This is a genomic window from Mesorhizobium sp. HAY1-8B (genome assembly GCF_056868045.1).
In genome coordinates, this window is the sequence record NZ_CP200321.1 from 3,403,156 (window position 1) to 3,428,777 (window position 25,622).

At 62.8% G+C, this 25,622-nt stretch carries 26 protein-coding genes; 15 read left to right on the forward strand and 11 right to left on the reverse strand.

The window, feature by feature from the left end:
* Nucleotides 1-19: 19 nt before the first annotated feature.
* Entirely contained in the window at nt 20-646 is a 627-nt protein-coding gene (locus AC1VON_RS15895; RefSeq protein WP_172351278.1) for a LysE family translocator, read from the reverse strand.
* Nucleotides 643-2,766: a S9 family peptidase gene (locus tag AC1VON_RS15900; RefSeq protein ID WP_483124160.1), complete on the reverse strand. Its 2,124-nt coding sequence runs from the start codon at nt 2,764-2,766 to the stop codon at nt 643-645. Before AC1VON_RS15900 ends, AC1VON_RS15895 begins: the two co-directional genes overlap by 4 nt.
* Nucleotides 2,767-2,881: 115 nt before the next feature.
* Here AC1VON_RS15900 and AC1VON_RS15905 point away from each other — a divergent pair, with 115 nt between their 5' ends.
* A complete protein-coding gene (locus tag AC1VON_RS15905; protein WP_172353017.1) occupies nt 2,882-3,250 on the forward strand; it encodes an SH3 domain-containing protein in 369 nt (122 codons plus the stop codon).
* Nucleotides 3,251-3,698: 448 nt separating this feature from the next.
* A complete protein-coding gene (locus AC1VON_RS15910) occupies nt 3,699-4,124 on the forward strand; it encodes a Ros/MucR family transcriptional regulator (RefSeq protein WP_010915014.1) in 426 nt (141 codons plus the stop codon).
* 88 nt (nt 4,125-4,212) lie between these two features.
* Here the strand turns inward: AC1VON_RS15910 and AC1VON_RS15915 are convergent, their stop codons facing one another.
* Both AC1VON_RS15915 and AC1VON_RS15920 read right to left on the reverse strand, forming a co-directional pair.
* Nucleotides 4,213-4,641 carry a SufE family protein gene (locus tag AC1VON_RS15915; RefSeq protein ID WP_172351276.1) on the reverse strand — a complete coding sequence of 143 codons (429 nt, stop codon included), beginning with the start codon at nt 4,639-4,641 and terminating at the stop codon, nt 4,213-4,215.
* Nucleotides 4,642-4,760: 119 nt separating this feature from the next.
* Nucleotides 4,761-5,111: a DUF5330 domain-containing protein gene (locus tag AC1VON_RS15920; protein ID WP_056563621.1), complete on the reverse strand. Its 351-nt coding sequence runs from the start codon at nt 5,109-5,111 to the stop codon at nt 4,761-4,763.
* A 533-nt stretch (nt 5,112-5,644) separates the two neighbouring features.
* Here AC1VON_RS15920 and AC1VON_RS15925 point away from each other — a divergent pair.
* The 3 genes from AC1VON_RS15925 (at nt 5,645) to AC1VON_RS15935 (ending at nt 8,596) form a co-directional block, all read left to right on the forward strand.
* Nucleotides 5,645-7,393, forward strand: a complete 1,749-nt coding sequence (locus AC1VON_RS15925; protein WP_483124161.1) for a sensor histidine kinase — start codon at nt 5,645-5,647, stop codon at nt 7,391-7,393.
* The gene (locus AC1VON_RS15930) at nt 7,368-8,180 is read left to right on the forward strand and encodes a peptidoglycan-binding domain-containing protein (protein WP_483124162.1); all 813 of its coding nucleotides are present in this window, start codon (nt 7,368-7,370) and stop codon (nt 8,178-8,180) included. Before AC1VON_RS15925 ends, AC1VON_RS15930 begins: the two co-directional genes overlap by 26 nt.
* Before the next feature lie 68 nt (nt 8,181-8,248).
* Nucleotides 8,249-8,596, forward strand: a complete 348-nt coding sequence (locus AC1VON_RS15935; RefSeq protein ID WP_172351273.1) for a DUF1491 family protein — start codon at nt 8,249-8,251, stop codon at nt 8,594-8,596.
* Here AC1VON_RS15935 and AC1VON_RS15940 read toward each other — a convergent pair.
* On the reverse strand, nt 8,574-9,608 hold the full coding sequence (locus tag AC1VON_RS15940) for a hypothetical protein (RefSeq protein WP_483124163.1): 1,035 nt from the start codon (nt 9,606-9,608) through the stop codon (nt 8,574-8,576). The two genes, AC1VON_RS15935 and AC1VON_RS15940, sit on opposite strands and share 23 nt — an antisense overlap.
* A gap of 210 nt (nt 9,609-9,818) precedes the next feature.
* Here AC1VON_RS15940 and AC1VON_RS15945 point away from each other — a divergent pair, with 210 nt between their 5' ends.
* Nucleotides 9,819-10,004 (forward strand): hypothetical protein, encoded by a 186-nt coding sequence (locus AC1VON_RS15945; protein ID WP_136090370.1) that lies wholly within the window; start codon nt 9,819-9,821, stop codon nt 10,002-10,004.
* A 51-nt stretch (nt 10,005-10,055) separates the two neighbouring features.
* Here AC1VON_RS15945 and AC1VON_RS15950 read toward each other — a convergent pair whose 3' ends face one another.
* The 5 genes from AC1VON_RS15950 to AC1VON_RS15970 form a co-directional block, all read right to left on the reverse strand.
* Nucleotides 10,056-10,625, reverse strand: a complete 570-nt coding sequence (locus AC1VON_RS15950) for a DUF1254 domain-containing protein (protein WP_172351270.1) — start codon at nt 10,623-10,625, stop codon at nt 10,056-10,058.
* A complete protein-coding gene (locus AC1VON_RS15955) occupies nt 10,618-11,202 on the reverse strand; it encodes a DUF1214 domain-containing protein (RefSeq protein WP_172351269.1) in 585 nt (194 codons plus the stop codon). Before AC1VON_RS15955 ends, AC1VON_RS15950 begins: the two co-directional genes overlap by 8 nt.
* A 175-nt stretch (nt 11,203-11,377) precedes the next feature.
* Nucleotides 11,378-13,531 (reverse strand): transglycosylase domain-containing protein, encoded by a 2,154-nt coding sequence (locus tag AC1VON_RS15960; protein ID WP_483124164.1) that lies wholly within the window; start codon nt 13,529-13,531, stop codon nt 11,378-11,380.
* Nucleotides 13,532-13,725: 194 nt separating this feature from the next.
* A complete protein-coding gene (locus AC1VON_RS15965) occupies nt 13,726-14,652 on the reverse strand; it encodes a dimethylarginine dimethylaminohydrolase family protein (RefSeq protein WP_483124165.1) in 927 nt (308 codons plus the stop codon).
* A 40-nt stretch (nt 14,653-14,692) separates the two neighbouring features.
* The gene (locus AC1VON_RS15970; RefSeq protein ID WP_483124166.1) at nt 14,693-16,279 is read right to left on the reverse strand and encodes a zinc-binding metallopeptidase family protein; all 1,587 of its coding nucleotides are present in this window, start codon (nt 16,277-16,279) and stop codon (nt 14,693-14,695) included.
* A 75-nt stretch (nt 16,280-16,354) separates the two neighbouring features.
* Here AC1VON_RS15970 and AC1VON_RS15975 point away from each other — a divergent pair, with 75 nt between their 5' ends.
* The 5 genes from AC1VON_RS15975 (at nt 16,355) to AC1VON_RS15995 (ending at nt 21,309) form a co-directional block, all read left to right on the forward strand.
* Nucleotides 16,355-17,251 (forward strand): LysR substrate-binding domain-containing protein, encoded by an 897-nt coding sequence (locus AC1VON_RS15975; protein ID WP_140768646.1) that lies wholly within the window; start codon nt 16,355-16,357, stop codon nt 17,249-17,251.
* 121 nt (nt 17,252-17,372) lie between these two features.
* Nucleotides 17,373-18,467, forward strand: a complete 1,095-nt coding sequence (locus AC1VON_RS15980; protein WP_483124167.1) for an ABC transporter ATP-binding protein — start codon at nt 17,373-17,375, stop codon at nt 18,465-18,467.
* Nucleotides 18,468-18,536: 69 nt separating this feature from the next.
* Nucleotides 18,537-19,649 (forward strand): ABC transporter substrate-binding protein, encoded by a 1,113-nt coding sequence (locus AC1VON_RS15985; RefSeq protein WP_172351263.1) that lies wholly within the window; start codon nt 18,537-18,539, stop codon nt 19,647-19,649.
* Between the two features lie 20 nt (nt 19,650-19,669).
* Nucleotides 19,670-20,503 carry an ABC transporter permease gene (locus tag AC1VON_RS15990; protein ID WP_172351262.1) on the forward strand — a complete coding sequence of 278 codons (834 nt, stop codon included), beginning with the start codon at nt 19,670-19,672 and terminating at the stop codon, nt 20,501-20,503.
* Nucleotides 20,503-21,309, forward strand: coding sequence for an ABC transporter permease (locus AC1VON_RS15995; RefSeq protein ID WP_172351261.1), 807 nt, complete (start codon nt 20,503-20,505; stop codon nt 21,307-21,309). Before AC1VON_RS15990 ends, AC1VON_RS15995 begins: the two co-directional genes overlap by 1 nt.
* Here the strand turns inward: AC1VON_RS15995 and AC1VON_RS16000 are convergent.
* Entirely contained in the window at nt 21,306-22,094 is a 789-nt protein-coding gene (locus AC1VON_RS16000; protein WP_172351260.1) for a 2-keto-4-pentenoate hydratase, read from the reverse strand. The genes AC1VON_RS15995 and AC1VON_RS16000 overlap by 4 nt on opposite strands.
* Before the next feature lie 358 nt (nt 22,095-22,452).
* Between AC1VON_RS16000 and AC1VON_RS16005 the strand changes: the two genes are divergently transcribed.
* The 4 genes from AC1VON_RS16005 to AC1VON_RS16020 all read left to right on the forward strand — a co-directional run bounded on the left by AC1VON_RS16005 (nt 22,453) and on the right by AC1VON_RS16020 (nt 25,515).
* Nucleotides 22,453-22,860: a DUF3168 domain-containing protein gene (locus tag AC1VON_RS16005; protein WP_172351259.1), complete on the forward strand. Its 408-nt coding sequence runs from the start codon at nt 22,453-22,455 to the stop codon at nt 22,858-22,860.
* A gap of 174 nt (nt 22,861-23,034) precedes the next feature.
* Entirely contained in the window at nt 23,035-23,334 is a 300-nt protein-coding gene (locus AC1VON_RS16010) for a hypothetical protein (protein ID WP_172351258.1), read from the forward strand.
* Between the two features lie 104 nt (nt 23,335-23,438).
* On the forward strand, nt 23,439-24,104 hold the full coding sequence (locus tag AC1VON_RS16015) for a response regulator transcription factor (RefSeq protein WP_056563567.1): 666 nt from the start codon (nt 23,439-23,441) through the stop codon (nt 24,102-24,104).
* Entirely contained in the window at nt 24,088-25,515 is a 1,428-nt protein-coding gene (locus tag AC1VON_RS16020; RefSeq protein ID WP_172351257.1) for an ATP-binding protein, read from the forward strand. Before AC1VON_RS16015 ends, AC1VON_RS16020 begins: the two co-directional genes overlap by 17 nt.
* Nucleotides 25,516-25,622: the final 107 nt, after the last annotated feature.

A 25,622-nucleotide genomic window follows, 5' to 3' on the forward strand; every position in this document is an offset into this window, starting at 1 on the left:
AACGTGCTGTCCCGAGCCCTCAGCGTTGCTGCAAGGCCAGGCGGACGCCCAAGGCACAATAGATGCCGCCGACAATCTTGCCCTGCCATTTCAGCACGGTCGGATTTCGGCGCAGGAAACTGCCGAGGCGACCGGCGCTCACGGCAAAGACGACCGTGCTGAAAAGACCGAGCACGACGAAGACAACTCCCAATACGGCCAATTGAAGCATGACCGTTCCGTTTTCGGGTCGCACGAACTGAGGCAGGAATGCCAGGAAAAACAGCGCGGTCTTGGGGTTGAGCACTTCGGTCAGGACAGCCTGCCGAAACGCCTTGCCGGCGGAGATAGCGAGCGCGCCGGCAGAGGGATCGGCCGGCGTTTTCTCGATGATGGCGCGAATGCCAAGGTAGACGAGGTAGGCCGCGCCGATATATTTTACGATGCTGAACAGCGTCGCCGACGTGGCGATGATCGCTGAGATACCGACCATCGCCATGACAGTATGAAATATGTCGCCGGCCGCGATCCCAGCGCCAGTCGCGATCCCGACCTTTGTTCCCGAACTCGTTGCCCGGGCGATCGTCAACAGCGTGGCCGGGCCCGGGATAAAGACAAAGCCGAGCACGACGGCGATATAGGCAATCAACGTGGACAGATCGATCATTTGAGCGTCTTCTCGGCAAGCTGCGCCTTGCCCGTCACCTTAAGCGCGAAGGCATAGGTATAGGCGATCTCTTCCAGGCGTGAGAACCGGCCGGACGCACCGGCATGGCCGGAATCCATGTTGATCTTGAACAGCACCGGATTGTCGCCGCTCTTGCGGTCGCGCAGCCGCGCCACCCATTTGGCCGGCTCCCAATAGGTGACGCGCGGATCGGTGAGGCCGGCAAGCGCCAGGATCGGCGGATAGTCGAGTGCCGCGACATTGTCGTAGGGCGAATAGGCGGCGATCGTCCGGTAGTCGTCGGCGGACGCGATCGGATTGCCCCATTCCGGCCATTCCGGCGGCGTCAGCGGCAGGGTCGCGTCGAGCATGGTGGTGAGCACGTCGACGAAGGGAACCTCGGCGACGATACCGCCAAAGCAGTCCGGCGCCATGTTGGCGACGGCGCCCATCAGCATGCCGCCGGCCGAGCCGCCTTGCGCGACCATGCGGTCGTGCGCGGTATAGCGCTCGGCGACGAGGTGGCGCGCACAGGCGATGAAATCCGTGAAGGTGTTCATCTTGTGCGCCCGCTTGCCGTCATCGTACCAGCCATAGCCCTTGTCCTTGCCGCCGCGGACATGGGCGATGGCGTAGACGAAGCCGCGGTCGACCAGCGACAGGTAGTTGGTGTTGAAGGCGGCCGGCACGGTGATGCCGTAGGAGCCGTAGCCGTAGAGCAGGCAAGGTGCGGTTCCATCCAGCGGCGTGTCGCGACGGTGCAGAAGCGAGATCGGCACCAGTTCGCCATCGGCGGCGGGCGCCATCAGCCGCCTGGTGACATAATGGTCCGCATCATGGCCGGACGGCACTTCCTGGGTCTTGAGCAACACCCGCTCGCGGGTGCGCATATTGTAGTCGAACACTTGCGCCGGCGTCGTCATCGACGAGTAGGAGAAGCGCATGATTTCGGTGTCGTATTCATAAGAACCCGACAGGCCGAGCGAGAAGGCTTCCTCGTCTAAGGAAATCAGGTGCTCCTCACCACTGGCGCGATCGCGCACGACGATGCGAGGCAGGCCCTCCTTGCGCTCAAGCCGGACCATATGGTCCTTGAACCCGATCACCGACAGAATCAGCCGGCCCGGCTCATGCGGAACCAGCTCCCGCCAGTTGGCGCGAACCGGATCGCTTGCCGGCGCCGTCATGATCTTGAAGTCCTTCGCGCCGTCCGCATTGGTCAGGATGAAGAAGACGTCGCCGCCTTCCTCCAACTCATACTGAAGCCCGGTTTCGCGCGCCGACACCAGCCTGGGTTCGGCAAACGAATCGCTGGCGCTCAACAGTCGGTATTCCGAGGTCTCGTGATCGTTGATGCCGATCATGATCCATTGGTTGTTGCGGGTGCCGTCGACATTCATGAAGAAGCCGGGGTCGGTTTCCTCATAGATCAGGCGGTCGTTTTCAGGGTCTTGTCCCAGTGCGTGGAACAGCACCTTTGACGGCCGGTGGTTGGGGTCGAGGCGCGTGTAGAAGAACCCGTCATTGCCCGCGTTCCACACACCCGAACCGCCGGTAGCGGGAATCTGGTCGGTCAGTTCCTTGCCGTCGGCAAGGTCGCGCACGCGCAGCGTGTAGAACTCGGAACCCTTGTCGTCGAAGGCCCACAACAGCTTGCCGTGATCGGCCGAATGGTCGACACCGCCAAGCCGGAAATAGGCTTTGCCTTCCGCCTCCATGTCGCCGTCGAGCAGGATCTGCTCAGGCCCGCCGTCGCGCGGCATGCGGAAATAGCGCGGCTGCTCGCCGCCGAGTTTGAAGGAAGAACCATAGGCATAGGGCCCGTCCTTCATGGGAACGGATGAATCGTCTTCCTTGATACGGCCTTTCATTTCTTTGAAAAGCTGCTTCTGTAGGTCCGACGTGTCGGCCATCAGCTTCGACTGATAGGTGTTTTCGGCTTCGAGTTCGGCGCGGATGCCCGCATCGAGCAGGGAAGAATCCCTGAACATCTCCTGCCAGTTGTCGGCTCGCAGCCACGCGTACTCATCGGTTCGCGTGATGCCGTGATGGGTATCGGAAACCGGCCGCTTCTCGGGTGTTGGCGGGCTGACGATCGGAAATCGGGGAGTCTTGGTCATTGCGTCTCGCTGGGGAATATCTTGAATGGTGAATGAACACGCCGATCAGGGTGGGTTCAAGGGCTGCAGCCTAGAGGTGGTGTCGGCTCCTTGAGATGGGCCGGGAGGAAAGATGATGACCATTCGGTCTCGGATTGCCGCGACTTTCGCCGTTGCTTCGCTAACACTGGTCTTTGCCGGCCAGTCTCATGCGACCGTATTCGCGGCTTGGCAAGTGGCCAATTTGCCGTTCGGCGACACGCTCAACGTGCGTAAATATCCATCAACCACATCCCAGAAGCAGGCCGCATACCCGAACGGGACCGTCCTGCAGATGACCGGACGATGCACCGATGGCATAAACCTGCTCGACATCGCCAATCAACCGGCATGGAAGCAACGGCGGACCGTTCGCTATCGCTGGTGTGAGATCTGGCATGATCCAGCCAAGAACGGCACCTTCGTCACCGGCTGGGCCTATGGCAAGTTCATCACCCCGTATTGATCGAGCGGCATCGATTGGCCCCGAGGCGGCCGGCTGGCGGACATGTCGCCTTGGTCGCCTGCCCGAAAAGGCGGCGGCAACCTGTGGTTTTGCTGGCGGATGTGACAACCAAGACTGTTCACCCGATGGCAAAGCAAACCGGAGCATTGAAATCTGTCTTGTGAGTTGTCGCGAATGTAACGATGATCTGACGTAACGTCAGCCTTTGCCGGTTTGGAGCGCGAAATATCGAAAAATTACATAATGCACGAAAGATTGAAGCTGATTGGCCAATAGTTGATCAACTTTCGTAAATATAATGCAAAGAGAGAATTGACTTACTTGCGCTATGGTCGCATTGATGCGACCGTGACACGAATCGAGGAAATTCTACCTTCATAAATTCGTGCAATGCCCTGCCTGTAAAAGGGGCACAGACCGACGTAACTCTTGTTGGGGCCTGAAGATCATGGATATTGTCGAAACACCTTCCAGAAACAATGATGCGCTGATCGAGCTGACCGCCGATGTGGTGGCCGCCTATGTCAGCAACAATCCCGTCCCGGTCGGCGAACTGCCGAACCTCATATCCGATGTCCATGCCGCTCTCGGGCGCGTGGGCGGTACCGCCGAACAGCCCCCTGCCGACAAGCAGAAGCCGGCTGTCAATCCGAAGCGCTCGGTTCATGACGACTACATTGTCTGTCTTGAAGACGGCAAGAAGTTCAAGTCGCTCAAGCGTCACCTGATGACCCACTATGATCTGACGCCGGACCAGTATCGCGAAAAGTGGAACCTCGACCCGAGCTACCCGATGGTTGCCCCGAACTATGCGGCGGCCCGCTCGCAGCTTGCCAAGAAGATGGGCCTCGGCCGCAAGCGCAAGGCGCGATAGTCGCTGCGCTGTCAGGTCGAACCGACATCGACGGCGCCTTCGGGCGCCGTTTGACTTTTGGGGACACGATTGTTGGCCGACAGGGGCGTCAGGCGGTCTGCTTGAGTGCCGCCTCGGCATCGCGCTTGATGCGCTTGACCATCGAGCGGAGACCATTGGCGCGCTGGGGCGACAGGTGTTCGTCCAGGCCGAGTGCCTTCAGCGTTGCTTCCGCATCGGTTTTCTGGATTTCGCTGGCGGTCCTTCCGGAAAACAGCGCCAGCATGATCGCGACCAGCCCGCGCACGATATGGGCGTCCGAATCGCCGGTGAATGTAATGACCGGATCGCTGCCCGGTCCCCGTTCGGTGGTCAGCCAGACCTGGCTGACGCAACCTGGCACCTTGTTGGCGGTGTTGCGTTCCGCATCGGGGAAGGGAGGCAGCGCTTCGCCGAGCTCGATGACGTAACGATAGCGGTCCTCCCACTCATCAAGGAAGGAGAAGTCGTCGCGGATCGTCTGGATCGTGGTCGTCATGACCCGGATATAATCACGCAGCAGTGCCGCGTCACGGAAAAAACAAGGACACCGCGGGCGTCGAGAGGGCAGACGGCCCGCGGTGTGCCGTCGAGACGGCTTAATTCCTTATCGGCAGTCTAGTTCTTTACCGGCAGGTTGACGGTCTCGGGCAAGACGATCTCTTCCGGCACGCTGCCCGTCATTGTCGAGGTGTCGGGGCCGGCGGACTTGTCGTCCAGCATGGCGGCCGCGATCTTGGCCGTCTCCTTGGCGCGTGCGGTGATGGTGTGCATCGCCGACTTGCCGGTTTCACAGACGTCGGGCTTGCGCTCGCAGATGCCGGCAATGTCACCCACCGCGTCGCGTGCCGCGAACAGGGCCTGGATCGGCCCGACGCTTTCCTGCCCGGGCTCCTCGGAACCGACACTCAGCGGCAGCGCCAGCAGCACCAGTGAAAACCAGAAAGCCATTCTTATCAGAAAGAACATGCCTCGCCTCTCGTCGTGACCGGATCATGCGTCACATGGCATGACCTCTTTTATGGGCAGGATCTTGGCACACAGGCACAAAGGACGGCTTGCAGGTTCGCAGAGAATTTTCCTCAAATTTTAGGCAAATTCGAAACAAAGCGTTTTGCAGTGGATTTGTTTCATATCGGGACGATTTTCGTTACTTTCTGATAACCATCGATCTGCTTGTTTCCATTGATGTTTCCTCGGATTGGGGCGGTTCTATTCCCATCCATGGTCCGCCGACGGTGGGCGTTCGGAGATAACCCTCCATTTACTATGGCGGCATTTGCCCGGGTTTTCGGCCGTCGCCGTCCCGATATTTGCCGCAGGCCGGGCTTTGGTCGGCGCTGCCTTATCCATTCCTTAAACGCTGGATGAGAGTTTCAGAGCCAATCAAAACAATCTGCAAAAGCAGAGCTGTTCACGACGAGTGCGAGTGCGTTGAATTGATGCCGATCAAGGCCAGATACGCTGAATTGCCAGGCGCGATTGCCGCCGGTTGCGAACGTATGGTCCATCCCTCCATTCTTGGGCAGAGCGGCCGCGAACGCCAGCGCCGTTTCATCGGCGTCATGTTGGCGGCGCCATTCTTTGCCGCCGGTGCCGCGGTCACGCTGGTCACATCAGGCATGGGCGCCGCTGTGACAATGGCCGCCATCTTCGCCGCCTTCGGTCTGTGCTGGTTCGTCGCCTTGCTGGTGGCGGCGACCGGCAAGATGGCCGCGGCGGCCCCGGTCGCCCTCGCGATGGCGGCTGTTGCCCTTGGCGGCCTCATCACCGCCGCCGGCGGGTTGAGTTCTCCCGTCGCCGTGCTTGCCCTGGCGCTGCCTTTCGAAGCCTGGTGGATCGGCACTTCGCGCCGCGCGGCCCTGTGGGGGGCGGTCTCGGCCATAGCCGCCATTGCCCTTCAGCCTCTGGCAGCGGCCTTCCTACCCTTCGCGGGCGCGCAGATCGCGGCCTGGCATTGGCTGGTGCCGTTGGCCTGGGCACTGACGCTCATCCCGCGCGTATCGGCGTTTCGCGACACCACCGGTGCGGCTGATACGCTGGATCCGGGCGACAGGCTGGAAGACATCATCGACGCGGTGGTCATGCGGGTCGCCCGACACGGTGAAGTCCTGGACGCGTCCGCCAAGGCGCGCACGCTTTTGAAATTGCCTCCTGAACTGCTTTCCGGAACGGGCTTCTTCGACCGCGTCCATCTGTCGGACCGTGTCTCCTATCTCAGCGCCCTTGCCGACATGCGTGATGGTGCCCTGTCGCGCCGCCTCGAACTGCGCATCAGGCTGCCCCAGAACGGCAACGGCCAGAATGATAATCGCCTGATGGCCGATAATTATCGGCCGTTCCTGCTGGAACTGGTGCGCGGTGAGGAGCAGGGCGATGTCTTCACGCTGGTCCTGCGCGAAAATGACGAAACAGCCCGGCTGCGCGGAGAACTCGCACAGGCCAATGAGGTGGCAGCCGCCGCCGAAGTGGCCAAGGGCCGATTCCTGGCGGTGGTCAGCCATGAACTGCGCACGCCGCTGAACGCCATCATCGGCTTCTCGGACATGCTGCTGCATGAGATGTTCGGCGCCTTCAAGGATCCGCGCCAGAAAGAGTATGTCGGCCTTGTGCGGGATTCAGGCCAGCATCTTCTGGCCGTGGTGACATCCATACTCGACGTGTCGAGGATCGAATCGGGCGCCTACACGGCGGAACCGGAGCCGTTCCGGTTCATGGAAGCCGTCGAGATGTGCCAGTCGATGATGCGGTTGCAGGCGCAGACCAAGAACATCGACCTGCAGACGCAGATCGCTCCCGACGCCGGCGATATCAACGCCGATCGCCGCGCGGTGCAGCAGATCCTCATCAATCTCGTCTCCAATGCGATCAAGTTCACGCCCGATGGCGGCGATGTCGTCGTTGGTGCCAAGCGGATCGGCTCGCGCCTGCATTTCTGGGTCAGGGACACCGGCATCGGCATCGCCGAGGAGGACTTCGCCAACCTCGGCAAGCCCTTCATGCAGATCCAGAACGACTATACGCGCCGTTTCGAGGGGACCGGTCTTGGCCTTTCACTGGTGAAGGGGCTGGTGGGGCTTCACGAAGGCACCATGTCGATCGAAAGCATGCCGGGCGAGGGCACCACGGTGACCATCAGCCTGCCGGTCAACGGGCCGAAGGGGCGCCCGGCGAACGAGGCAGGGGTGCTGACGATGCCGGTGACGAGGGCGAAAGGGGACAGAAATGGCTCGCTCCGCAAAACAGCCTAAGGCGGTCAAACGCCGCAGCAACGCCTTCCAGGACGGCGCCATCGCCGTCGGCGGCATGATTTCGCGCAATCCCGTGCTGGTGGGCGGATCGACGGCATTCCTGGTGACGCTATTCTATGTCTCGGCGAATGCGCTGTGGTATCAGCCTTTCCCGCATGCCGGGGCGTTCTTCGCCACCCGCAATTTCCAGGGTTTTCCGCACACTGCCTCCGACGAACCGGAGACGACGATCAACATCGTGCGGCCCAATGCGGCGCCCGCCCCGATGAAGGGCGACCCGGTGGTCGAGCAGGTGCAAGGCATATTGAAGGATCTCGACTTCTATTCCGGCACGGTCGACGGCATTTCCGGGCCCAACACGCGCAAGGCCATACAGGCCTACCAGCAGAAGGTCGGGCTCAACGCTTCCGGCGAGATCGATGCCCTGTTGCTCGATCAGCTTGGCGCAACGCCGAAGACCGCCTCCGTGCCCAAACCGCAACCTCGCCCGGATACGCAGGCCGCCGTCCCGGTGTCCCTGCAGACAAATTCCGGGCAGGCGAATTCCGGGCAGGCGAATTCCGGGCAGGCGGATACCGCCCCGGCCCAGGGACCCGACCCCCGCATCGTCAAGATCCAGGCCGGACTCAAGGCGTTCGGCAATGACGACATGCGGTTGGATGGTGTCGTCGGCGCGCGCACCAAGGCGGCGATCAAGGAATTCCAGTCGCTGTTCGGTCTGCCGCAGACCGGCGAGCCCGACGAGATCGTCTACGTCAAGATGCGCGAGATCGGCCTGACCAACTGATCGGGAAATGACGGCTCGCCGAGCGGTGGAATTATCGCTAGATAGCCCGCACGGCTTGCGGAGTTTTCATGCGCGTCACATCGGATCTGTGGGTTTCCGCCTTGGTGCGCCGCGTTTTCGGCGCTGGCGGATTTGCCGCCGTGGTCAACCGTGGCGCGACCGAGGCCGGCGCTGTCTTCGTGTTGGCGCGGGGCAGGCTGGGTGAAATCGCCCTTTACGGACCGGCGCCGCAGACAAGTTATGATTCGGCCAAGCCCGATGACCGTTTCTTCAGCCTTCTCGCCGCCGGCGACGATCCGGCCGTGCTGGACGCCCGTCTTGAGAGGGAAAAAAAATTCGATCCGGACATCTGGGTGGTCGAGATCGAGGCCGGGACTGTTCCGGTCGAAGAGCTTATTTCCGTGAAGACGCCCTGAGGACGGGGGCGGCGACATCGTCGCTGTTCGAGGCCTTGCGGCTGTCGCTGTTCGCCGGTGAGGCGTCACGAACCATCCTGGACACCGTCTCGGCCTTCCAACCCCGCACCTTGTCCAGTGCCACATCGCGATGCAGCAGGCGGTAGCGGTCGAGATAGGTGCGGATGGCCTGCGGATGCGGAAACAGGCTGGGATATATGGCGACCGTGATCAGGAAGGCCCGGTCCTCGCTGAGGTCGAGCGAACGCAGCGCCGCGAGCAGTGAGGCATAGTTCTGGTTGGCGGTCAGCGAGCGCGCGGTCGAGAAATCAATGTCGAGGGCGTCCGCAAGCGCGGTCTGGAAGAACGCGGCGTTTCCGGTCAGCGCCGTCTCGCGCAGTTTGACATAGGTATCCGAACCGGGGAACGCGTCGACCCTCGCCGCCAGGGCTTCGTCGCCGGTGCGCATCATGGAGCGCAGCCTGCGCCGTGCATTCTCGGCGGCAATGCCGGGGGGCTGTTGTGCTGTCGCGCTGTCCTCTGCCGCTTCCGCATTGACGAGCGCGGCGGCTGGTGCCGCGGGGGGCTGCACCTCCGGATCCCGCACCCGCACCAGCGTCGGTCTTTCGAGCACCCTGATCAGATCGGCGATGGTCGGGTTCAGATCCTTGCGGCGTGCGATGGCGCGCGCATGCGGCAGCCCGTGCCGGCCGATCAGCGCGATGAGGTCGATATCGCTGACGGCGCGCGAACGGATCAGCAGCGGCGCGGCGATGTCGACCGGTTCCTCGCACAGGCGCCGCACCAACGCGGCGGGAGCATATTCACATTCGGAAAGGGCAGCGGCCACATAGCGCCGCGATTCGACGGACACATCATCGAACAGCGGCAGCGTCAGGTCCTCGAGCTGGCCGATCTCGCGGCGCGATGGGCGGGTCAGCGAGCAGAACGCCGACACTGCGGCACGGAACAGCCTTTCGGCCTTGCCTGATTCGGTCCGTATCGCGATTTGCCTGAAGTCCGAAGATGACACGAAGGATACCCGATACTCGATACAAAGCCTTGATCACGCTCGACCGGGACCATGTCGGTTTCGCGATTGCCTTGGTCAGAACGTCCAGACCTCAAGACAAAGATCAAGTTAGCGGTGATCCGTTAGCGCTCCGTTAACCCTCTGCCGGCCTTAATGATATTTGGAGGCGTTGCGTTGTGCTCCGGGGAAACCGAGAGGAATGCGCGAATCATGGGCATGGTACTGTCTTTCGTGCCGCGTGCGGCACCGACCAATCGAGCCAAGCAAACCACCGAAATACCGGCGGCGGTCATCATCTTTCCCGGCATCCGCTATGAGCGGTCCAGCACCGCTGAAGCGCGGCCGGCCGGGCCCGACAAGCCGGGATCGCCGCGGACACCGGTGCCGCATCACTGAAGCCGCGGCCTGGTCCGTCAGGCCGTCAGCTCTGGGTTTTTGGCTAGCGGCTTAGAAATCCTGCAACTCGCAGGAACTCTGATCGAGAAAGCGCGACACGATCGGCTTCCAGCTGTCGTCCGGCACGAAGCTGCGGATGACGAAGATGCCCTCGTCGATCGGCGCTTCGACGAAGATCGCCCCCTGCAGATCCTCGGGCAAGTCCTGGCGCACATCGATCATCTGGGCAGGTGTCAGCACAACCGCGTCGAGCTTGCCGCCGGTCGCCGTACGATCGTTGAAGGAATAGACATTGTGGCCACTGCGGTCATAGACCGAGACCGACCAGAAGGGGACGTTCCCCGGCGCCTTGATCCGAACCATTCCTTCCTCGAGGTCGAACCGGCAGGCCGTGGCATAGAATAGCGGGTCGACCGATTTCACCACCGGCGCGCCGCCCGCCTCGGCATCGAGCCGGTTCATTCTGTAGAGATCGGACGCCATGGACAGGCGCGACCAGGCGTCGCGTTCTGAAAATTCCGGCACCAGAAGCAGCACCACGATGTGCACGATGCCGGCGCCGACAACGCCGAGCAGGACGGCATGGAAAAGACGGCGCAGCGCGGCTGGGACATTACGCATCGCAGCCGGCCTTCACGATCCTGGGCAGCGAAACGTCCGATAGGCCGGTGCTGCTGGCGATGGGCGTGTCGTAGAAGGTCAGGACGAAATACATCCGGCCGGAACCGTCGGTCAAAAGCCAGTTGCCGGGCATCGGATGATGGCCGACTGAAATGATCACCGAATTGTCGGCCTGGCGCAGCACCTCGTAGGACTGAAGGGCCGCAAGCCGCGGCTTGCCGGTCTCGACGACGCCGAGCGATTGATCGGCGGCGTAGAGCGTCCAGAAGCGGGCCGTCGGAAATCCGCCCTCTATTCTGTAGCTGCATTCCCGCTTGAGCTGGTCGCCGGCAGCATCATTTTCCGCGACGAAGGACAGGCCCTCGGCGCGGCCGAGCGCCAGCACGCCCTCGCGCGCCACGCGCGCCTTGGAATAGGGGTCGGCGGCCGGCGTGCCGATATCGGGGAAGGCGGTCCATTGGCCGATGCGGATCGCCCCGACGCCATCCTGGATATTCAGCGCATACCAGACACTGGCGCCGCCGCCGCCAATGGCTATGGCAAGCGAAAGCAGCATCAGGAAGGCATTCTTGAGCATGAAGGGCCGCGTGCGCGAAGGATTGCCGTTCGGGGATATCGCGGCGTGGGGCCTCGTGGCAAGCCGGCGTGGTGGATTTGCACCTCGGCTAATGCATGTCGCCCGAAAGTGGCCTCGGTTTTGGGAGAACGACATGCATAAAAACAAAGAGCTAAAACCCGCGCCGGGGCGGATGTCACAGCGCCGAAAGCGTTTCGGGCGGGGCAGGGGCGTCGAGTTTGGGCGCCGACTGGAACAGCTGGGTCATGTCCCTCAGCGTCTGCGTTGTCCGGCTCGACAGCACCGGCGGGCGTTCGGCGGCCGCCTCGGCCGCGGCCTGTTCCTCGCTCTTCTTCTGCGCGTCCGCGGCCTTGGCCGCGATTTCCTCGTCGACGAACGGCTTGTCGATGCCGGGGATCGGCTTCAGATCGATGTTCTGGTGCGCGTAGACCATCAGGCGCTGCCACACCATCGCCGGCAGCGAGCCGCCGGTCATGTTCTTGGTCGGGGTGAAATCATCATTGCCCAGCCACACGGCCGCCGTGTAGTTGCCGGTGAAGCCGACGAACCAGGCATCGCGGTAGGATTGCGTCGTGCCGGTCTTGCCGGCGACGACGATGTTGGGAATCTGGGCACGCCGGGCCGTGCCCATCACGGGTACTGCCGTCAGCATGGTGTTCATGGATTTCAGCGCCTGCTCGGAGAGCACCCGGTGCGGCGGCGGCGCATCCTTGGTCCAGTCATACACCACGTCGCCGGTGCGGGTGACGAGCTGGGTGATGCCGTGCCGGGAACCGACGAAGCCGTTCTGGGCGAACACGCTGTAGCCCGTCGCCTGGTCCATCACGGTCATGCCCGAAGTGCCGAGCACCATGGTCTTGTGCCCCTCCAGCGGCGATTCCACCCCGAATGATTCCGCCATCGCCTTGATCGGACCGATGCCGAGATGGTCCTTGGCCAGCCGCACCGGCACGGTGTTGATTGACTTGGCCATCGCCATCAGCAGCGTGATGTTGCCCGCCGACTCGCCACCGTAATTGTGCGGCGACCAGTTGCCCCAGCTGATCGGTCCGCCCGAAATGACAGAGTTCGGCGTGAAGCCATGCTCCATCGCCGTGGCGTAGACATAGGGCTTGAACGACGAGCCGGTCTGGCGCAGCGCCTTGGTGGCGCGGTTGAACTGGCTGGCGCCGTAGTCGCGGCCGCCGACGATCGCCCGCACCGCGCCATTGGTCTCGATGACGACCACTGCGCCTTCAGTGACGTTGTACTCCTTGCCGAACTGGCGCAGGTGGAATTCGACGGACTCTTCCGCCGCCTTCTGGATGTTGGCGTCGAAGGTGGTGTGGGCAACCAGCGAGTGCTGGCCAGGCTTGGCGATCTTCTTGACCTCGTCGAAGGCCCAGTCGAGGAAATAGTCGGGACTCTTCTGTTCGCCGCGGTCGACGACGTCGGCCGGGTGCAGTCTTGCCTGCAGCACCTGGCCTTCGGTCATGAAGCCGGAATCGACCAGGTTGGACAGCACCACGTTGGCGCGGGCACGCGCCGCCGGCAGGTTGATGTGCGGCGCGTATTTGGTCGGCGCCTTGAACAGGCCGGCCAGCATTGCCGCCTCGGCAAGGTTCAGGTCCTTGACGCTCTTGCCGAAATAAAAGTCGGCCGCCGCTTCGATGCCGAACGTGCCGCCGCCCATATAGGCCCGGTCGAGATAGAGCTGCAGGATTTCCTTCTTCGACAGATTGGCTTCGAGCCACAGCGACAGGAAGGCCTCCTTGATCTTGCGTTCGAAGGTTCGCTCATTGGTCAGGAACAGGTTCTTGGCCAGCTGCTGGGTGATGCTGGAGCCGCCCTGGACGACCGAGTTCGCGCGCACATTCTCGAAGATCGCGCGCGACAGGCCCAGAACATCAATGCCGTAGTGATCGAAGAAACGCCGATCCTCGGTGGCGAGCACTGCCTTGATGACGTGATCGGGCATCTCGTCGACCGGCACCGAGTCGCGCTGGATGATGCCGCGCTGGCCGATCTCGTTGCCATAGCGGTCGAGGAAGGTGACGGCGAAATCGCCCTGGGCGCGCCAGTCGCCGGCCGTATCCTGGAACGCCGGGATGGCCAGCGCCAGCATCACCACAATGCCGCCGGCGCCGAGCGTAAAACCTTCGCTCAAAATCTCGATGATGCCGCGACGCCAGCCCTTGAGACGGAAGCGCCGCGAGAAGATTGTCGCCGCCTCCCAGAACTGGCGCGCCTTGAACCCGATCTCGTAGAGCGAGGAATCGATCCAGGCATCCAGCGCCAGAAGGCGGGAGGCGATCGGACCTCTTCTCTTACGCTGTTCAGGGCTGACCATTCAAAAAACCCGGCTCGGCTGTGGCGCGACCTGAAAACCGCAAGCGGGCAATTTCAGGGCGGCGCCCTGTTTGGACTATTCATCCATTTTGCCGACGCTCACAAGGGCGGCGAGGACACAGCCGCAAGGTTTGTCGATGGCGGAGCGGGGAGAACGGCTGTAACCGATCGCCCCACCCGAAAAGCCTGGACCGTTCACGCCGCTTCGCGCTTCAGCGCCTGCGCCATGCAGTGGATACCGCCACCGGTCTTGGAGATCTCGCTCATGTCGACGGCCGCGACCTCGAAGCCGCGCGCCTTGAGCTTTTCGATCAGCGTCTTCGAGGACGTCGGCGCGATCACCCGGTCCTTGCCGAGCGACATGAAGTTGCAGCCGAGCGCCATCGTGTCCTGGAAGGGCACGTCGATGATCTCGTGGCCCTTGCCCTTCAGCCAGTCGACAATGCCGGGCTCGGTGCAGGCGAGGCAGACCGCGGTGAGCTTTTCGGCGATCGGCACCACCATCAGGTCGATATGGACATAGTATTCGTCGATGAAGGCGATGCGCGTCTCCCAGCCCTCCTTGTCGAACCATGCCTGCACCTGGCGCGCACCTTCCTCCTGCGTGCGGGCGCCGCCGCAGCCGATCAGCACCACGCCCTCTTCGATGACGTTGAAGTCGCCGCCCTCGAACGTACCCGCCGTGACCATGTCATAGATCGGGATGCCGAGCTTTTCGTAGGTGCGGATGGCGGCGTAGTTCTCGCCGCGCCGCCACCAGTTGGCCATGGCGGTGATGATGGCGCCATAGGGCGTCATGACGCTGGAATCGCGGGAATAAACCTGCATCGGCAGTTCCGGCGTCGGCTCGTGCCAGTGGATGTTGACACCGAAATGCTCGTAGGCGGCAACCAGGTCCTTGTGCTGCGCCTGCGCGATCTGGACGTTGCACGGCGCTTCGCGCAGATGTTTTCGTGACAGCGAACTGGTCGACAGATGGCGCAGGAAGTTCGGCGATCCGAGCAGCACGTCGGTCAGCACGTCGGTTTCGTTGGCGAAACCCCAGGCGGTCAGCGGCTTGGTGCCGCCTGCCGGATTGCGGCGTTGCAGCGAAAACGGCTCGATGCGATCATGAACGGTCATGGTGTTCTCCTCGTGGGCTTGTTCTCAAGGGTTGGTCGGGTCATGCATTGCTTGGGATCCACCAGTCGCGGCCGCGCGCCGTGGAGACGTATTCCGGCCAACGGAAATTGATCGGCGGTTCATAGTCGCACAGCGGCGCGATCCAGTTCGCGCCGCCAACGCCGCCGCCGGTACGGGTGATGAACTCGTCCATCGCCGCATCGCGGGCTTTTCTATCCTCGAGCAGGCGCAGCGCCGACAGCGCGACCGTCTTGGCCGCACAGGTGACCATCGGGTCGATGGTAGCGGAGATGCCGCCCAGCGCATTCATTACCCAGGAGGGATAAACGTGGCCATTCGCCGAACGCAGCGCCGGGCGCGCGACATAGAAGCGCGCGGTCGGCGCATGCCAGCTCATGTCGGTGTAGTCGTCGGAGGTCGAATTCATCTGCGAGGGCGGCAGGTCGCGGCGCAGGATCGCCTCGGCCTCCTGTGGCGAAATCAGCCTCTCCAGCTCATCAATGAAGGGATTTTCGGTTGCCGTACCACCGGCGTTGACCTGGATTTCGCGCGCGACGGCCTTTGCGGGCTCGTCCCAGTGTGGTGGTCCGACCGTCGAGAGCGCGTCATAGGCGATCCCGGCCATGGCGTGATTGGCCAGTCCGGGCCGCGACTTCGAAACCCAATGGCGCTCGTATCGACAGCCGCTGATCGCGGCGGCGGCCGCGGCATTGCGGTCGAGCACGGCGGTGACCTGTTCGGCCATGGCAATGGTCGGCACGCGGATCATGTACTGGATCTCGGCCAGCCCCGCCGGCAGGTTGTCGGCGGTGGCCTGGCCGGCGGTCAGGATCGCCTCGCTGATCGACCAGCCGCCCTGATGCGGCAACATGGAATCGCGCAGCGCCCTGGAGGCCATGTACATCGTCATCAGCGCGTCATTGGCACCGGGCGCCCGCACCGCAGAATGCGCCTGCGGGATCGGCGCGCCATCGCCCGCGCGAACCCAGTTTTCGGGCTCGTCGCACACAAAGCGGTAGATCATGGCGTAGGCGGCACCGCAATGCGTGTCCCAGCGCGCCGTGTTGCAGAGCGGCAGCATGTAGAAGGGATGGAACGAGATCATGCCGGCAAGGCCGTCATAGTAGCCCTTCGCGGCATGGATCGGCTTTGACCCCCGCACCTTTTCGGCCGGCTCGCCGGTGAAGCGCAGCGTGCCTGGAATGCCATGGTGCTGCATCGCCGCCTTGGCGGCCAGCAGGCCGCCGAGGCTTGCCATGCCGAGCCCCGAATGCGGGTCGGTGTGGCCACCGGCCTCGACGCCGAGGCCGGGCCGCGGCTGCTTCACCGTCACCGCGTCCTGGCAGTTGCCGGGCACTGCGTCATACTCGGCATAGAGGCCTACCGTCGGCCCGGCGCCATTCGTCCAATGGGCGCAGAACGCGGTCGGCATGCCACCGGAACCTTCCTCGACGGCAAAGCCTTCTCGCTTCAGCCGCTCCACATACCAGGCGGCGGACTGATATTCGCGCCAGGCGGTCTCGCCGAAATCGAAGATGGTGCGCGTCCACGCCGACAGCAGCGGCTGGATGCCATCGAGGCAGGCAAGGGCCGTCTCTTGCGCTGATGTCGTCACCGGTTTGTCCATGCATCAAAGAAAGCAGTGAAGCGGCTCGCCAAAAAGTGATATGTTTTCCCGGTTCGTGCAAATTCGGTTCACCTCTTGAGAATTCCCTCCACGCAGGCGCTGCGCGCCCTCGACAGTTTCGCCCGCCACGGCAGCGTCTGGCGTGCCGCCGACGAACTGCACCTCACCCGCAGCGCGGTAAGTCACCAGTTGCGGCTTCTCGAACGCGACCTCGGCTTCGATCTGCTTGAGCGCATCGGCAAGGGCGTCGCGCTCACTCCGCGCGGCCAGCGCTATGCCAGTGACGTGCGCAAGGCGCTCACCGTTCTTGGCGATGCGGTGACGCGCGATGCCGGCACCGGCGTCGGCGGTTCGTTCGCCGTCTCCTGCACCCCGGGCTTCGCCTCCCTGTTTCTATGCACCCATATTGGCGAATTCCGGCAGATGTACCCCGATGTGGCGCTGCGTATCCTGACGCCTAGGCGGCTCGACGATGTCAGCAATGCGGATGCCGACGCCTTCATCGCCTTTGGCGTCGGCAACTGGCCGAACCGCATGGCCGAGCTGCTGTGCGAAATCTCGTTCACGCCGCTCTGCAGCCCGACGCTGCTGAACAAGGTCGGCGGCTTTTCGAAGCCAGCGGACGTGTTGCGCGCCAATCTGCTCCATCTCGATGATACCGAGGATTGGGCGCGCTGGCTGGCCCTTTCCAAGGTCGAAAACCCAGACACGGAGGGCGGCATCTTCTTTTCCGACATGAACCTCGTCTTCTCGGCGGCGATTGCCGGCCAGGGCATTGCCATGGGCGACGAACTGACCAGCCGCCGGGCACTCAGCGAAGGCCGGCTGGTCCGGCCGTTCGACATCGCGATCAAGTCGCCGCGCTCCTACTTCCTCGTCTCCGAACACGCCAAGGCTTCGCACCCGGTGCTGGACGCGTTCGCGGGGTGGCTGAGGTCGAAGCTCTCGGAGAACCGCATTCAGCCCTATTGAGGGCGAAATGGCGCCAGCCGCCCAGACGTGAATCAAATTTGCCGATCAGGCGAAAACTATTCGGTTGCGGTGAGCCGCCGGCCTGCCTACGATTTCCGCCTGGGACTGAGGAAGAGGCAGGATGCAGCAACCCGGCCGGGCCGCAGAGATCAAGGCAATCGGGATCGGCAAGAGCTTCGGCTCGTTCCGTGCGTTGGACAATCTGACGCTCGATATCGGCCGCGGCGAGTTCCTCACGCTGCTCGGCCCCTCCGGCTCTGGCAAGACCACCTTCCTGATGATCCTGGCCGGCTTCGTGCAGCCGACCGAGGGCCGTCTCCTCAGCGATGGCGCCGATATCACCAACCGCCCGGCCGAGCAGCGCGCCGCCGGCATGGTGTTCCAGGGCTATGCTCTGTTCCCGCATATGAGCGTCGAGGCCAACATCGCCTTCCCGCTCAAGGTCCGCAAGAAATCGGCCTCCGAGATCAAGAAGCGTGTCGGCGAGATGATCGAGCGCGTCGGCCTGATCGGCCACGAAAAGAAGCTGCCTGCGCAGCTCTCCGGCGGCCAGCAGCAGCGCGTGGCGCTTGCCCGGGCGCTGGTGTTCGAGCCGGGCGTGCTTTTGCTCGACGAGCCGTTCTCGGCGCTGGACAAGAGCTTGCGCGGCCAGATGCAGGCCGAGATGAAGCGCCTGCACCAGGAAACCGGCACCACCTTCGTCTTCGTTACCCACGACCAGAGCGAGGCGCTGGCGCTGTCCTCGCGCGTCGCCATCTTCAATCATGGCAAGCTGCTTCAGGTCGGCGCGCCGGACGAAGTCTATGATCGGCCGGACAACCGCTTCGTCGCCGAATTCCTCGGCGAGATCAACATGTTGCCGCTGAAGGGGGTTAAGCCCGCCGACAATGGCTCGACGGGCCTTTGCGAGGACCGCGCTGTCAACATGCACTGCAAGGCCGAGAAAGTCCGTGGAGACGCCATCCTGGCGATCCGGCCGGAGCACATGTCGATCGCGCGGGAGGCAGCCGCCGGCGAAAATGGCATCGCCGCCACCGCCATCGCTTCGACCTATCTGGGCGCGGCGACCAAACTCGACCTGACCACGCGGCAAGGCGCGAAAGTGACCGTCTCGGTGCCGAACGAGGTCGCGGCCGCGGCGCTGAGCAAGGGCAACTCCGTCTGGCTGACCTGGCCGGCGGAAAAGGGTTTCCTCCTTCCGGATGGAGGACAATGAGCGCTGGCGCGGCTTGATCTGCCGCACCGGCTTCCGGATTGAAATCAACTAAAACAAAGGGGAACTGACATGAACGATACCAAGAAACACGCAATCGAGACGCTGTCCGAAAGGACCAGACGCGGCGAGATTTCGCGCCGCCAGTTCACGCAGCTCGCAGCTCTCGTGCTCGCCGGCGCACCGATGCTGCTGCGCTCGACAGGTGCCTTCGCCCAGGCCAAGGAACTGGTGCTGGTCAACTGGGGCGGCGACGCCATCACCGCCTATGATGCGGCCTATGGCCAGGCCTTCACCAAGGACACCGGCATCACCGTCAAGATGGACGGCTCGGGCCCGACAGAGGGCGCCATTTCGGCGCAGTTCAAGAGCGGCGCGCCGACCTGGGATCTGGTCGACGTCGATCCGTTCTCGGCCATCACGCTCGGTGCCCAGGGTGCGCTCGAGCCGATCGACTACAAGATCGTCGACAAGACGAAGATGCGGCCAGGCTTCGGCTGGGAGTATGCCGCCTCGACCTATTTCTTCTCCTATGTCATCGCCTACGATTCCGAGAAATATGGCAAGGATGCCCCGACAGGCATGGCCGACTTCTTCGATGTGAAGAAGTTCCCCGGCAAGCGCTCGCTCTACAAATGGGGCGTTTCGAGCTGGGAAGCGGCCCTTCTGGCCGACGGCATCGCGCCGGCGTCGCTCTATCCGCTCGACCTGAAGCGGGCGCATGACAAGATCGCCGCCTTCAAGGAAAATGTCGTCGCCTACTGGGGCGGCGGCGCAGAGAGCCAGAGCGTGCTGCTCAATGGCGAGGCCTCGATGGCCATCGTCTGGTCCACCCGCGCCTCGCTGATCGAGCAGGATTCCGGCGGCAAGATCAAGTTCATCTGGGACCAGGGCCTGATCTCGCCCGGCGCGCTGGCCGTGCTCAAGAACAACCCCGGAGGCAAGGACGCGGCGATGAAGTTCATCGCCAGCGCACAGGATCCGCAAAAGCAGCTCGTCATGTTCGACAAGCTCGGCCAGGGCCCGGCCAATCCGGCGGCCGACGCGCTGATCCCCGCCGACAAGAAGCGCATCAACCCGGTCGATCCCGAAAACATGAAGAAGCAGATCGCGCTCGACATGGAGTGGTACGCCAAGAACTACGGCGCGGCGCTCGACGAATACACCAAGATCATCTCCGCCTGAGAGCTGGATGCTGATCTGAGATGAGAGGCGTTCTCTCCGACAGGATGGGCGCGGCGCTGTTGATGGCGCCGCTGCTCCTGTTCCTCGTCCTGGCCTATGCCTGGCCGTTCCTCGGCGTGGTGAAGTGGAGTTTTACTCTGCCGACGCCGGGGCTTGGCCAGTATGAAGCGTTGCTCACCGACGATCTGGTCCAGTCGGTGTTCATCCGCACGCTGCGCATCGCGGCGATCGTCACGGTCGTTTCCGTTGCCGCCGCCTATGCCATCACGGTCGTCTGGGTGCGCGGCAGCCCGGCGCAACGCCTCATCGCCGAATTCTGTATCTTGGTGCCATTCTGGATTTCGGTGCTGACACGCGCCTTCGGCTGGGTGGCGCTTTTGTCCAATCGCGGCCTGATCAACACCTGGCTGCAATCGATCGGTTTCATCTCCGAACCGCTGACCCTGGTGCGTAACGAGTTCGGCGTCGTCGTCGGCATGGCGCATTTCCTCATTCCCTTCGCGGTCTTTCCGCTGGCGTCGGCCATGCGCAGCCTCGACGAGCGCGTGCTGCTCGCGGCACGCGGGCTTGGATCCAGCCGCATGCGCACCTTCTGGACGGTGTTCGTGCCGATGACCCGCTCCGGCATCATAGGCTCGGCGCTGATCGTCTTCGTCTTCTCGCTCGGCTTCTTCGTCACGCCGGCGATCCTCGGCGGCGGCCGCAGCGTGATGATCGCCGAACTGATCTATCTCAGGATTTTCCAGAGCCCGGATTGGGGGCTGGGGGCTGCGATCAGCGTCGTGCTGGTGCTGTTCGTGGGGGCGCTGATGGCGCTGCTGTTCCGCTATGTCAGACCGAAGCAGTTGATCTGATGCCGACCTATCGCCCCGGGCCCGTCTCGCTGATCCTCGCCGCCCTGGTGGCGCTGTTCCTGCTGATGCCGCTGCTGGCCGTCATCCCTGTGTCCCTGACGCCGAGCCGCATGCTGGCAATGCCGTCCGGAGAACTGTCGTTGCGCCACTATCGCTCGCTGATCGAGGACCCGCGCTGGATCCAGTCGATCCTGCTGTCAATCCGGATCGGGATCGTCAGCAGCGCGATTTCCACCGTGCTGGCGCTCTGCTTCAGCCTTGGTGTGTGGATGTTCCAGCCCCGCTTCACCGCCGCGCTGGTCGGTTTCGTGCTGCTGCCGATGGTCGTGCCGCCGGTGGTCTCGGCAATCACGCTCTACTTCCTGCTGACCTCGATCTCAGGCTTCAGCTCGTTCTTCGGCTACGACACCTGGCTCGGCGTCGCCATGGCGCATTCGGTGATGACGGTGCCCTTCGCCACGGTGCTGATCCTCGTCTCGCTCAGCCAGATAGATCGGCGCATCGACCTTGCGGCGAGGGGACTAGGCGCCAGTGTCTGGGAGCGTGCCACCCGCATCATCATGCCCAACATCAAGTTCGGCATCATCACCGCGGCGCTTTTGTCCTTCGTGCTCTCTTGGGAAGAGATTGGCGTTACCTTGTTCATCACCTCGGTCAATGCCATCACGCTGCCGCGCCTGATGTGGATGGGCCTGCGCGACAACATCGACCCGGCGATCGCGGCCCTGTCGGTGATCCTGATCATCATCACCGTGCTGGTGCTTGCGGTGCGCAGCTTCGTGGTCAGGTTGCGCACCGGGGCCTAGATAAACCGTACCGACACGCGGCCGAACCGGCCCAAATCGCCAATCACTTCGTCGCCGGCCTCGACGCTTATCGGCGTCACGCAGGTGCCTGTAATCACCACCTGTCCCGGCTCAAGTGCCATGCCCAAGCCCGAGAGTTCATTGACGATCCATGTGAGCGCGATCCGAGGGTCGCCCAGCACGGCCGCGCCCTTTCCATCGTGCCGGGATTTGCCGGAAACGAACCCGACCACCGGGTGCTCCGCGAGATTCACGTCGCGCCAGTCGTCTTCTATCGCCTCGCCGATGACAAACAGATTGGCACAGGCGTTGTCGGCTATGAGCTGCGGCGCTCCGACGGCGCAGAAATCGTCATAGCGTGAGTCCGGTATTTCGATCGCCGGGTGCAAGGTCGCCACGGCTTCCATCACCTCGGCGATTTCATAGGGTACTGGACGCGACGGCAACTGGCGGCCGAAGCGGAAGGCGAATTCGATCTCCGCCACGCGCATCTTGCTCGTCGCGAGCGAAACGGTCCCGCCAACCTCGACCGATTTCTCGGCGATGAGACGCCCGGCCATCGGGCCGTCGACGTTGATATGCCTTTGTCCGGCGAGGCTGGTTGCTGCGATCTTCCAGCCGAAAAGCGGGGCCGCTGAGCGATCCATCACATGCGACTGGATGGCGTAACCGTCGATCCGCGTTTGCGGCCGCAACTCGAGGGGTATGGCGTCGAGACGGGTGCCCTTGTCCCAATGGTCCACCAGCAACCGGGACGCGGCTCTGGCCTTTTCTGGATCGAGCATCATCAGCTCCGAAAATCTCGGGAAAATGCCCCCGTTGCCTGGCTAGAGCCGGCAAGGAACATTCCATCGTGGACCCATCCATATGAGGCAAGATCGCGCGGTCAGGCAAGCGGGACACCAAATTCATGCGCTACCTGCCGGGCGGCGCCGATGCTTGATGCGCGGCTTCCTGGTCCTGGTCTTCCGCATCTATCGGCGGGATTGTCGGCAAGTCGTATTTTCGAGATCATCAGCATGCATAATTCTTATGACGAATCGCCGTCGTTTTCCCGTAGCCAACGCTATATCTGGCAAGGCACAGGGAAACCGGCAGGCTTGGAAACGCATTGTCGGTTGCACAGCGGCTTGAGGAATGAATATGACAGCGCCCGGCGATTTGCTGCAGGCACTTTTTCTGAGGCTCAAAACCGACAAGTCGTTGTCGGCGCTGCTCGGTGGCGCCGGGCTGCTCGAAAGGGCGGCCGACAATGCCGCGTTCCCTTATGTGACTTGTGGCCAGACCAGCGCCTTTGACTGGGACACCGGCGCCGAGAACAACGATGATCAGCTGATCACGCTGCACGTCTGGTCGAAAGCTCATGGTGAAGACGAAACCCTTGCCATCATGGCCGCCGTCAAGGCCCGCCTTGCCAACGCCGCGCTGGTTGTCGGCCGGCGCGGCAAGACACGCCTGTCGCTCGAATTCACCGAGGCCCGTTACGACGAAGATCTCCTTGTACATCACGGGCTGCTGCGGTTTCGTGCGCTGACGCAGGAAAATGCCTGATACGCTTCCAAACTGACCAAAACGGAGTCTAGACTGGCATTTCCGGGATTTCGTCGGGTTGGGGCGTCGAAATCACCATCGGGCATCTCGCGTTTCAGGGGGACTAGCGGGAATGATTTTCGTGTCGATCACTGTTCATTTCACGTTCAGCACAGATGCGTTACAACGCCGACCATGAAAACGTTTCGCTCCCTCTTTCGAACCGCGACCCTGGCGCTCAGTGCTGCCGGGCTGCTCGCGTCGCAGGCGATGGCGATGCCGGTGATCGCGCCAGACCAGAGCAGCTCGATCGTCCTGGCTGCGTCCGACTGCTACGCGATCGGCCAGCAGGTGGCAGAGCAGAATGGCGGAACGCTGGCCAAGGCCTCACAGTCGACACGCGGAGGCCAGCCGGTCTGCGTTATCGTCGTGCTGGTGCCAGGCAAGGACGGACAGCGTCCGCGCCGTTCCGAGATTATCGTCCCGCAAAACTGACCCAATGCTCCATCTTACGGGCCACGTTTCCCAGGCCGTCGGAATCGGCCTATATCTGCCAGTCTTCAATCTGAACGAACTCTTCAACAGGTGTCGATCTCCGCATGCGCGTACTCGTCGTCGAGGATGACAAGGATCTCAACAGGCAGATAGCGGACGCGCTGGTCGACGCCGGCTATGTCGTCGACCGCGCCTTTGACGGCGAGGAAGGCCATTTCCTCGGCGACACCGAACCCTATGATGCCGTCGTGCTCGACATTGGCCTGCCCCAGATGGACGGCATCAGCGTGGTCGAGCGCTGGCGCCGGGGCGGCCGCAAGATGCCTGTGCTGATCCTGACGGCGCGAGACCGCTGGAGCGACAAGGTCTCCGGCATCGATGCCGGAGCGGACGACTATGTCACCAAGCCGTTCCATATCGAGGAGGTGCTGGCGAGGGTCAGGGCGCTGATCCGCCGCGCCGCCGGCCATGCCTCGTCCGAACTCACCTGCGGGCCGCTCCGCCTCGACACCAAGGCATCGAAGGCCGATGTCGACGGCGTGCCGTTGAAGCTGACCTCGCACGAATTCCGCCTGCTTGCCTATCTGATGCACCATATGGGCGAGGTCGTCTCGCGCACCGAACTGGTCGAGCATCTCTACGACCAGGATTTCGACCGCGATTCCAACACCATCGAGGTGTTTGTCGGGCGGTTGCGAAAGAAGATGGGCATCGACATGATCGAAACCGTGCGTGGCATGGGCTACCGCATGCGTGAGCCGGAGGCGTAACTCGGAACCGATCAAACCAACCGCAAGGGCGCCGCTTTCGCTGCGTTTGTGGCCGCGTTCGCTGACGTTCCGCGTGATCGCCTTTTCCACCGTATGGGCGATCCTGACCCTTGTCGTCATCTTCACCCTGATCACCACGCTTTATCGCCAGGCCAGCGAGCGTGGCTTCGACAGCCTTTTGTCGGCGCATCTGTTCAACCTGATCGGTTCCATCGGCATTTCCGACACGGGAGCGCTCACCGGTGCTCCCGACCTTGGAGACCTCCGCTTCTCGGAGCCGAATTCGGGCTGGTACTGGTCGGTCGAGCCTGCCTCGGAAGGTGTGCATGGCGACCTTCACTCGTCGTCGATGACAAGCAAGATCCCGTCGCCGAGCGTGGCCGACGTGCCCTTCAATGCCAGCTTCCAGCGCAGCTATGCGGCCGAAGGCATCGACGGTGAGCAGCTCGAAGTGTTCGAGAGCGAATTCGTCCTCGACGCCAAGAACCGCGCCGCGCGTTTTCGTGTCATGGGCAACCAGAGCGAACTCGAACAGGAGATCGCTACCTTTCAGCGCCGCCTGCTGACCTATCTCAGCCTGTTCGGCGTCGGCATGATCGCCATCAACGCGATCGCTATCCTGCTCGGCTTGCAGCCGCTGCGCAGGGTCAGGAACGCACTTGCCATGGTGCGCGAAGGCACCGCACAGAGGCTCGACGGCCGCTTCCCGGCCGAGATCGAACCGTTGGCCAACGAAACCAACGCCTTGATCGAGAACAACAAACGCATCGTCGAGCGCTCGCGAACCCAGGTCGGCAATCTCGCCCATTCGCTGAAGACGCCGCTTGCCGTGCTGCTCAACGAGGGCAGGGCACTTGGCGGCGCCAAGGGACAATTGATCGCCGAACAGGCCGCCTCGATGCAGAAGCAGGTTGACCATTACCTGCAGCGCGCCCGCGTCGCTGCGCAGCGCGACAGCGTCGTCTATCGCACGCCGGTGGCGCCGCTGGTCCAGCGCATGGTGCGGGTCTTGCAGAAGCTCAACCCGCAGACCAGCCTGTCGCTGTCGCTGCCGGCCACCGAGATCGTCTTTGCCGGAGAGCGCGAGGACCTCGAGGAACTGCTTGGCAATCTTCTCGAAAATGCGATGAAATGGGCAAAAAGCGCCGTGTCGGTCTCGGTTGTGTCCTTGGCCAGCAAGGATGACAATTTTTTCGAGATCAGCATCGAGGATGACGGCCCGGGCATCCCCGAGGACAAGGCGCGCGACGCGCTGAAGCGTGGAAGGCGCCTGGACGAGACAAAACCGGGAACGGGTCTGGGGCTTGCCATTGTCGCCGACCTTATCAACGAGTATGGAGGCGTTCTGGCGCTCGAACGGTCCGGCATGGGCGGACTGAAGGCGGTGGTGCGATTGCGGAGCCTTCAGTAATGCTACTCAGGGCCGATCGGCAGCGATGGACGGCGCACATCATGACGGTATATCGATTGGTCCCGGAGCGGCCGGCAGCGGCCAAATTTCCGACAAATATCAATACT

What these genes read in the sequence shown, in the direction of transcription:
- AC1VON_RS16010 (WP_172351258.1), top strand. Translation starts at nt 23,035, where the DNA reads ATGAAAACGTTTCGCTCCCTCTTTCGAACCGCGACCCTGGCGCTCAGT.
- AC1VON_RS15955 (WP_172351269.1), bottom strand. Translation starts at nt 11,202, where the DNA reads ATGCTCAAGAATGCCTTCCTGATGCTGCTTTCGCTTGCCATAGCCATT.
- AC1VON_RS15945 (WP_136090370.1), top strand. Translation starts at nt 9,819, where the DNA reads ATGGGCATGGTACTGTCTTTCGTGCCGCGTGCGGCACCGACCAATCGA.
- AC1VON_RS16000 (WP_172351260.1), bottom strand. Translation starts at nt 22,094, where the DNA reads ATGCTCGATCCAGAAAAGGCCAGAGCCGCGTCCCGGTTGCTGGTGGAC.
- AC1VON_RS15900 (WP_483124160.1), bottom strand. Translation starts at nt 2,766, where the DNA reads ATGACCAAGACTCCCCGATTTCCGATCGTCAGCCCGCCAACACCCGAG.
- AC1VON_RS15910 (WP_010915014.1), top strand. Translation starts at nt 3,699, where the DNA reads ATGGATATTGTCGAAACACCTTCCAGAAACAATGATGCGCTGATCGAG.
- AC1VON_RS15980 (WP_483124167.1), top strand. Translation starts at nt 17,373, where the DNA reads ATGCAGCAACCCGGCCGGGCCGCAGAGATCAAGGCAATCGGGATCGGC.
- AC1VON_RS15920 (WP_056563621.1), bottom strand. Translation starts at nt 5,111, where the DNA reads ATGTTCTTTCTGATAAGAATGGCTTTCTGGTTTTCACTGGTGCTGCTG.
- AC1VON_RS15995 (WP_172351261.1), top strand. Translation starts at nt 20,503, where the DNA reads ATGCCGACCTATCGCCCCGGGCCCGTCTCGCTGATCCTCGCCGCCCTG.
- AC1VON_RS15930 (WP_483124162.1), top strand. Translation starts at nt 7,368, where the DNA reads ATGGCTCGCTCCGCAAAACAGCCTAAGGCGGTCAAACGCCGCAGCAAC.
- AC1VON_RS15965 (WP_483124165.1), bottom strand. Translation starts at nt 14,652, where the DNA reads ATGACCGTTCATGATCGCATCGAGCCGTTTTCGCTGCAACGCCGCAAT.
- AC1VON_RS15950 (WP_172351270.1), bottom strand. Translation starts at nt 10,625, where the DNA reads ATGCGTAATGTCCCAGCCGCGCTGCGCCGTCTTTTCCATGCCGTCCTG.
- AC1VON_RS15925 (WP_483124161.1), top strand. Translation starts at nt 5,645, where the DNA reads ATGGTCCATCCCTCCATTCTTGGGCAGAGCGGCCGCGAACGCCAGCGC.
- AC1VON_RS15970 (WP_483124166.1), bottom strand. Translation starts at nt 16,279, where the DNA reads ATGGACAAACCGGTGACGACATCAGCGCAAGAGACGGCCCTTGCCTGC.
- AC1VON_RS15990 (WP_172351262.1), top strand. Translation starts at nt 19,670, where the DNA reads ATGAGAGGCGTTCTCTCCGACAGGATGGGCGCGGCGCTGTTGATGGCG.
- AC1VON_RS15905 (WP_172353017.1), top strand. Translation starts at nt 2,882, where the DNA reads ATGACCATTCGGTCTCGGATTGCCGCGACTTTCGCCGTTGCTTCGCTA.
- AC1VON_RS16015 (WP_056563567.1), top strand. Translation starts at nt 23,439, where the DNA reads ATGCGCGTACTCGTCGTCGAGGATGACAAGGATCTCAACAGGCAGATA.
- AC1VON_RS16005 (WP_172351259.1), top strand. Translation starts at nt 22,453, where the DNA reads ATGACAGCGCCCGGCGATTTGCTGCAGGCACTTTTTCTGAGGCTCAAA.
- AC1VON_RS15960 (WP_483124164.1), bottom strand. Translation starts at nt 13,531, where the DNA reads ATGGTCAGCCCTGAACAGCGTAAGAGAAGAGGTCCGATCGCCTCCCGC.
- AC1VON_RS15915 (WP_172351276.1), bottom strand. Translation starts at nt 4,641, where the DNA reads ATGACGACCACGATCCAGACGATCCGCGACGACTTCTCCTTCCTTGAT.
- AC1VON_RS15985 (WP_172351263.1), top strand. Translation starts at nt 18,537, where the DNA reads ATGAACGATACCAAGAAACACGCAATCGAGACGCTGTCCGAAAGGACC.
- AC1VON_RS15935 (WP_172351273.1), top strand. Translation starts at nt 8,249, where the DNA reads ATGCGCGTCACATCGGATCTGTGGGTTTCCGCCTTGGTGCGCCGCGTT.
- AC1VON_RS15895 (WP_172351278.1), bottom strand. Translation starts at nt 646, where the DNA reads ATGATCGATCTGTCCACGTTGATTGCCTATATCGCCGTCGTGCTCGGC.